The following is a 7,145-nucleotide window of genomic DNA, read 5'->3' as shown; positions in this document are numbered from 1 at the left end:
CGGCGACGACTTCGACGACCTGTTCGTGATCGGCATCGCCCTTGCGATCGCGGCGATCCCGACGGGCCTGCCGGCGGTCGTCACGACCATGCTCTCGCTCGGGACGCAGGCGCTCGCCGCGAAGGGGGCGATCGTGAAGCGACTCCGGTCGGTGGAAACTCTCGGTTCGACCTCGGCGATCTGCTCCGACAAGACGGGCACGCTGACGCTCAACCAGATGACCGCCCGCCAGCTGCTGATCGCGGGGCGTCGCTACTCGATCGAGGGGGAGGGCTACGCCACGGAAGGGAAGATCCTCCGCGTCGCGGGCGACACGGACACGTCCCTCGAGCCGTACCTCCTCCCGATGGCCCTCGCCAACGATGCGGCCGTGCGTGACGGAGAGATCGTCGGCGACCCGACCGAGGCGGCGCTCGTCGTGCTCGCGGCGAAGGGAGGGCTCGACGTCGGCGAGACGCGGCGCACCTATCCGCGCGTCGGCGAGGTCCCGTTCGACTCCGAATACAAGTTCATGGCGACCTTCCACGAGATGGAGGACGACGGGAAGAAGGTGATTCGCTGCTTCGTGAAGGGTGCCCCGGACGTCCTGCTGGCGAGGTCCTCGAGGGGCCGGGACGTGGACGGCTCGCTCGTCGAGATCGAGAGCTACCGCGACCGCGTGCTCGAGGAGAACGACCGTCTCGCCGGCGAGGGCCTGCGGGTGCTCGCCGTGGCGGCGCGCGACATCGACCCTTCGGCCTTCGACGCCGGCGGCGACCTGCTCGTGCAGGTGCAGGACCTGACGCTGCTTGCCCTGGTCGGGATCGTCGACCCTCCGCGCAAGGAGGCCCGGGACGCGATCGCGCTCTGCAAGGAGGCCGGGATCCAGGTCCGCATGATCACCGGCGACCACGCCACCACCGCCGCCGCGATCGGCGCCCAGCTCGGGATCGAGGGCCGCGCCCTGACAGGCACCGAGTTCGCGGCGCTCAGCGACGACGAGCTCGACGCCCAGGTGGGAGAGATCGGCGTGGTTGCGCGGGTCGCGCCGGAGGACAAGGTGCGGCTCGTGGACATGCTGAAGCGCAAGGGCAACGTCGTCTCGATGACGGGCGACGGGGTCAACGACGCCCCGGCGCTCAAGCGCGCGGACATCGGTGTCGCGATGGGGATCACCGGGACCGAGGTGACGAAGGAAGCCGCGGACATGATTCTCACCGACGACAACTTCGCGACGATCGTGTCGGCGGTCGAGGGCGGGCGGGGGATCTACGACAACCTGATGAAGTACGTGCGCATCCAGCTGATCGAGCTGGGCGCGTTCATCCTCCTGTTCGTCCTCGCGGGTGTGTTCTTCGTCGCCGACGGCGCTCCGCTCACGCCGCTCCAGGTCCTCTGGATCAACTTCGCGATCGACGTGGTGCTGGCGATCGGCCTGGGCTTCGACGCGGCCGTGCCCGGCCTCATGCGGCGCAAGCCCAGGGATGCCAGCGCGCCGATCGTGAACAGGTCGCTTGCGATCCGACTCGGCGGGCTGGCGCTCGTCATGGCCGCGATCGCGCTCGTCGTCGTCGCCTGGGGCGAGGAGCGCTACGACCTGGCCGTCGCGACGACGATGGGCCTGACCACGCTGTCACTGATGCACATCGTCGCCGCGTTGGAGGTCAGGGAGCCGACGCAGACCCTCTTCAGCCGCTACACGGTCGAGAACCGGCGGTTCGTGCAGCTGATCGGCCTGACGCTCTTGCTGACGTTCCTCGTGACCGAGCTGTCCTTCCTGCAGCGCATCTTCGACACGGTCTCCCTGACGAGCTCGCAGTGGGGGATCTGCCTGCTCGGGCCGATCGTCTACCTCGCCGTCACGGAGCTCGTGAAGGCCTTCGACCGGCGGTCCGGCCACGGCCGGGCCGCTCTCCTCCCCGCCGAGGCGTAGGCGCCGGCGTGAGCGTCCGCGGCGCTGCGTTCATCGGCATCGGCTCCATGGTCGGAGCCGGCATCTTCGCCCTCCTCGGTCAGGCGGCCGTCCTCGCGGGATCCGCCGTGTGGCTGTCGTTCCTCCTCGCGGGGCTCGTCACGGGGCTGCTCGCCTACAACGTCGTCAAGCTCGGGATCCGGTATCCGTCCGAGGGCGGGCTGATCGAGTACCTGCGGCAGGGCTTCGGGAACGGACGGCTGCTCGGGGTGGCCTCGTGGCTCGGATATGCCGCCGCGTTCGTGGTCGTGGCGGCGATGCTCGCGGTCTCGTTCGGGAGCTACGCGACCACCCTGTTCGTGGGCGACGACGCGTGGAGCGGCTGGGACAACCTGTTCGCATCCCTTCTGCTCGTGGTGATGACCGTGGTCAACATGACCGGGGCGACGTTCGTCTCGCGGGTCGCGTCCGTGATGGTGGTCGTGCTCCTGGCGGTGTTCGCCGTCTTCATCTGGGTGACGATCTCGGATGTCAACTTCGACCTCCTGGCCTGGAGCGGCTACCCGTCGTTCGCGAAGATCATCTCCAGCATCGCCCTGACGTTCTTCGCGTTCCTCGGCTTCGGCGTGATGACGTTTACGGTCGCGAGCCTCCGCGATCCGGCGCGCGAGCTGCCGCGGGCTGTGGCCCTCGCGCTGGGGCTGACGACGGCGCTCTACGTGCTGATCTCGATCGGCGTCTTCGGGACGCTCACCGTCGACGAGGCGATCGGCTACGGCGAGACGGCGATCGCAGAGGCCGCGCGACCGACCCTCGGCGATGCCGGCTTCACGCTGATGGCGGTCGCTGCGCTCATCGCGACCGCCGGCGCGACGAACGGAACGCTCTTCGGTGCGGCGGGCCTGACGGCCTCGCTGGCGAAGCTCGGGCAGTTTCCTCCTCTGCTCGGCCCCAGCTCGCGGCTCGGCAGGCACGGCGGCCTGCTCGTCACCGGGATCGTCGCCCTCCTGCTGGCGAACTTCCTCGATCTCTCCGCGATCGCGTCGGTCGGGAGCGCCTGCTCGCTCGTCGTCTTCCTGCTCGTCGGGCTCGCGGGATACCGGTTACGGTCGGAGTCCGGCGCCTCGGCGGCGATCGTCCTGCTCGGGATGGCGGCGACCGCGGTCGTGCTCGGATTCTTCGCCGTCGACACGCTCCGCAACGATCCCGAGACGTTCGGGGCAATCGTCGCGATGACGCTCCTCGCGGTCGTTCTCGATGTCGTGTGGAAGCACATGAGGGAACCCGCACCCCCCGCAGCGCCCTCACAGCCGACGCCCGGATGATCGTCCCGCGCTGGGAGTGGCGGACGTTCGGCGAGACGTTCGGCGAAGCGGAAGAGCGGCTGGCCGCGCTCGAGCCGACGCGCGTGGACGAGAGTGACGAGCTGTACGTCGTGTCGCGTGGCGGCGAGGCCAGCATCAAGGTGCGGGGAGGCGTGCTGGACGTGAAGCGCCTCGAGCAGGTCAGCGACGACGGGCTGGAGCAGTGGCGGCCGGTTGCGAAGGCGGAGTTCCCGATCGCCGCCGCAGGGGTCGCCTCGCTGCTCTCGGCGCTCGGCGTCGAGTCGCCGGCGCTCGCGCGTGATGCACTCGAGCTCGACGAGCTCGTCGAGGTCGTGAGCCAGAGCAGCGACCTGATCGTCGTCCCGGTGCACAAGCGACGCGCTCACTACACGTTCGGTGGATGCGCTGCGGAGCTCACCGAGGTGCGCACGGACGCGCTGACCACACGCACCATCGCGGTCGAGTCCGAGGATCCTGCCCTCGTGCGGGCGGCGCTGCGCACGCTGGAGCTGGAGTCGCAGCCGAACGTGAGCTTCCCGCGCGGCCTCATGGCGCTCGTCGGATTCGGAGCGCGACGGTACGCGGTCGTCGACGTCGGCACGAACTCGGTCAAGTTCCACCTCGCCGAGCGGGTGGCCGACGGCCGGTGGCGCCAGCTGGTCGACCGCGCCGAGGTGACCCGGCTGGGCGAAGGGCTCGACGACTCGGGCCGTCTCCAACCGGAGCCGATGGAGCGGACGATCGAGGCAATTGCCGGGATGGCCGAAGAGGCACGGGCGCACGGGGCCGAGGCGATCGCCGCCGTCGGAACGGCGGGACTGCGGGTCGCGGGCAACAGCGCCGACTTCGTCGACGCCGTGCACGCACGTTGCGGCGTTCGCGTCGAGGTCATCACCGGCGACGAGGAAGCCCGCCTCTCGTACCTCGCCGCGACGGCCGGCATCGGTCGCGTCGACGGCTCGCTCGTCGTGTTCGAGACCGGCGGTGGCAGCACGCAGTTCACCTTCGGCCAGGGAGACCGTATCGACGAGCAGTTCAGCATCGATGTCGGTGCCGTGCGGTTCACCGAGCGGTTCGGTCTCGACGGCGTCGTCGGCGACGACGCTCTTACCGCCGCGCTCGACGCGATCGCAGGAGCACTCGGGTCGCTCGACGGACGCCCCCTGCCCGACGCTTTGGTGGGGATGGGCGGAGCCCTGACGAATCTCGCGGCCGTGAAGCACGAGCTTGCGACCTACGACCCGGAGCTCGTCGAGGGCACCGTGCTCGACCTGGGAGAGCTCGACCGGCAGATCGAGATGTTCCGCACCCGGAGCGCCGAGCAGCGCCGCGAGATCGTCGGACTCCAGCCGAAGCGGGCGGAGATCATCCTCGCCGGCGCCTGCGTCGTCCGGGCCGTGCTGGTCGCGCTCCGACGCGAATCGCTCGTCGTGAGCGATCGCGGCCTCCGTCACCGCCTGCTCGTGGAGCGATTCGGCTCGTAGCCGCGCCGCGCGTGCGAGAGCTGCGCGAAGTGGAAGACAGCACCGTGAACTAAGGAGGCGTCGAATGGCTGGAGGACACGAGAAAAGGCAGAGGAAGGTCCTCTCCGACGAGGAGCTCGGCCGGATCCTCTCCCTCATGAAGGGCGCCGACAGCGTCGAGCTCAAGGCGACGGTGCCGGCGGTCGATCAGCGCTCCGCGGTCGACGCGCTGGGGCTCGACGCGATCGAGGCGCAGATCCGGCAGGTGTTCTTCTTCGACACGCCCGACCTCGCGCTCGACGCTGCGGGCCTGGTCGTCCGCGCCCGTCGGGTGCAGGGCGGGAGCGGCGACTCGGTCGTCAAGCTTCGCCCTGTGGAGCCCACCGAGCTGCCCAAGCGGATCCGGCAGTCGGACGCGTTCACCGTCGAAGTCGACGCGATGCCGGGCGGGTTCGTCTGCTCTGGGTCGATGAAGGGGGCCGTCGACGCGGCGGACGTGCGCGACGCCGTCCGCGGAGGTCGCCCTGTCCGCAAGCTGTTCTCGAAGCAGCAACGGGCGTTCTACGACGAGTACGCCCCGGACGTGCTCGGGCTCGACGACCTGACGATCCTGGGGCCGATCTTCGTCCTGAAGCTGAAGTCCACGCCGAAGGGCTTCGGCCGGAAGCTGACGGCGGAGATGTGGCTGTTTCCGGACAATTCCAGGATCCTCGAGCTCTCGACCAAGTGCCCACCATCCGAGGCGTTCGAGGTCGCCGCGGAGACGCGAGCGTTCCTCGGCGCGAAGGGCATCGACCTGGATGCCGAGCAGCAGACGAAGACCAGGACTGCGCTGGAGCTCTTCGCCGCGGCGCCCTAGCAACCGACCAGGAAGACATCGGGGTGCCCGGAGCTGCAGTCGGCTTCTTCGTCGCCGTGGCGCTCGTCGAGCCAGCCGACGTCTCGCGCCCGGCGGCATGATCCCTGTTCGGTGATCATGCGGGCGTGCGGATCCAGCTCGTCGAAGGCGACATAACGGCGCAGGAGGTCGACGCGATCGTCAACGCCGCGAACTCGTCGCTTCTCGGGGGCGGCGGCGTGGACGGCGCGATCCACCGCGGGGGCGGGCCCGCGATCCTCGCGGAGTGCCGGGAGCTACGGGCCTCGCGCTACCCGGCCGGGCTGCCAGCCGGAGAGGCTGTCGCGACCACGGCCGGCGCGCTGCCCGCACGATGGGTGATCCACACGGTGGGCCCGGTGTACGACGCGCGCACCGATCTGAGCGACACGCTGCGCTCCTGCTACACGCGGTCGGTGGCCGTCGCGGACGAGGTCGGCGCCACCACCGTCGCGTTCCCGCTCATCTCCTCGGGCGCGTTCGGCTGGCCCCTCGAGGACGCGATCCGTCAGGCGCTCACAGCGCTCCGGGGCGCCGAGACGACGGTGGAGGAGGCCCGGCTCGTGCTGTTCGGCTCGGAGACGTTCGCCGCCGCCGAGCGGGTCTTCGCAGCCTGAGGGTGCTCGACCGACGCTCAGTCGGGCTTCGCGCCCATCGCCCACACGGCGACGATCCAGCCGATCAGGGCGATGGCCGTGATCAATCCGGCAGCCTTTCCGAGGCCGCTCTTCGACTTCCACGACGCGATCCCGGCGGTGACGAGTGCGATCAGGAGCAGGACCGCACCGATGTCGGCGGTGATGTAGCCGATGGCGATCCAGGCCGGGTCGTCGTCGGTGTCACCGAACTCCTTCGAGTACATCCACTCCGCGCCGATCCGCATCACGATGTAGGCGGGCAGCCCGACGAGCAGGAGCGAGCGGAACGTGAAGCGGCGCATCCGGTCGCGCTCGGACGCGCCGACGGTCGCGAGCGACGTGACGACCGCCGTCGTGGCGGCTCCGACCAGCAGCATCGCCCCGAGCACGTGGATGAAGAGCGGGAAGTTCCAGCTGTCGGGGCGGATCGCGGCGAGCAGGCCCGTCATGCGCCGGGCTTCCAGATCATGATGACGAGGATCACGAGGACGACAACGCTGGTCGCGACGTGCAGCCAGAACCCGCGGGACGCTCCGAACGCGGCGGCGACTTCCGGGCTGGACTCCGTGCCGGCCGCGGCGAGCTCGCCGGCGCGGGTGGCGGCCGACGCGTACTCGTCACCGGCCCGCCGCCCCAGCTCGCTGGCGATCGCCCAGAGGACGATCGCCGCGATGATCCAGCCGTCCCACACCTCGTAGCCGTCGATCGAGATCGCGAGCCACACGCCGAAGACGATCGTCCCCAGGGTTCCCGCGATGACCATGGCCGTCGCCACCCGTGAGAGCGTGACGAACGACGTGACACGCGCCGTGCTCTCGGTCCCCCAGAGCGACGCGATCTGGATCGAGAAGATCACCTCGGCACCGACGAGGGCGAAGGCCGCGAGGAGATGAAGCGCCAGGATCCAGTCGTTCAGCTCCACCGCGGCGGGACGCTACTAAGTTCCCGGGC

Annotated in this window: 7 protein-coding genes; 5 read left to right on the top strand and 2 right to left on the bottom strand. The window is 69.8% G+C overall.

Features of this window, described 5'->3' with window-relative positions; translation table 11 throughout:
- From VFO26_RS15815 to VFO26_RS15795, 5 genes are all read left to right on the top strand, one after another.
- A partial coding sequence (locus VFO26_RS15815; protein ID WP_325116030.1) for an HAD-IC family P-type ATPase occupies positions 1-1,912 on the top strand: 1,912 nt, incomplete at its 5' end.
- 8 nt (positions 1,913-1,920) lie between these two features.
- A complete protein-coding gene (locus tag VFO26_RS15810; RefSeq protein WP_325116029.1) occupies positions 1,921-3,216 on the top strand; it encodes an APC family permease in 1,296 nt (431 codons plus the stop codon).
- Complete coding sequence (locus VFO26_RS15805) at positions 3,213-4,700, top strand: hypothetical protein (protein WP_325116028.1); 1,488 nt, start codon at positions 3,213-3,215, stop codon at positions 4,698-4,700. The genes VFO26_RS15810 and VFO26_RS15805 overlap by 4 nt, the downstream gene beginning before the upstream one ends.
- Positions 4,701-4,764: 64 nt before the next feature.
- Entirely contained in the window at positions 4,765-5,538 is a 774-nt protein-coding gene (locus VFO26_RS15800) for a hypothetical protein (protein ID WP_325116027.1), read from the top strand.
- A 125-nt stretch (positions 5,539-5,663) separates the two neighbouring features.
- Positions 5,664-6,173, top strand: a complete 510-nt coding sequence (locus VFO26_RS15795; RefSeq protein ID WP_325116026.1) for an O-acetyl-ADP-ribose deacetylase — start codon at positions 5,664-5,666, stop codon at positions 6,171-6,173.
- 17 nt (positions 6,174-6,190) lie between these two features.
- Here the strand turns inward: VFO26_RS15795 and VFO26_RS15790 are convergent, their stop codons facing one another.
- Both VFO26_RS15790 and VFO26_RS15785 read right to left on the bottom strand, forming a co-directional pair.
- A complete protein-coding gene (locus tag VFO26_RS15790; RefSeq protein ID WP_325116025.1) occupies positions 6,191-6,643 on the bottom strand; it encodes a hypothetical protein in 453 nt (150 codons plus the stop codon).
- On the bottom strand, positions 6,640-7,116 hold the full coding sequence (locus VFO26_RS15785) for a hypothetical protein (RefSeq protein WP_325116024.1): 477 nt from the start codon (positions 7,114-7,116) through the stop codon (positions 6,640-6,642). Before VFO26_RS15785 ends, VFO26_RS15790 begins: the two co-directional genes overlap by 4 nt.
- Positions 7,117-7,145: the final 29 nt, after the last annotated feature.

Source organism: Gaiella sp., from assembly GCF_035710885.1.
Classification (GTDB): domain Bacteria; phylum Actinomycetota; class Thermoleophilia; order Gaiellales; family Gaiellaceae; genus Gaiella.
Note: the sequence above shows the minus strand (reverse complement) of the source record. Positions and strands in the feature narration are given on the sequence as shown.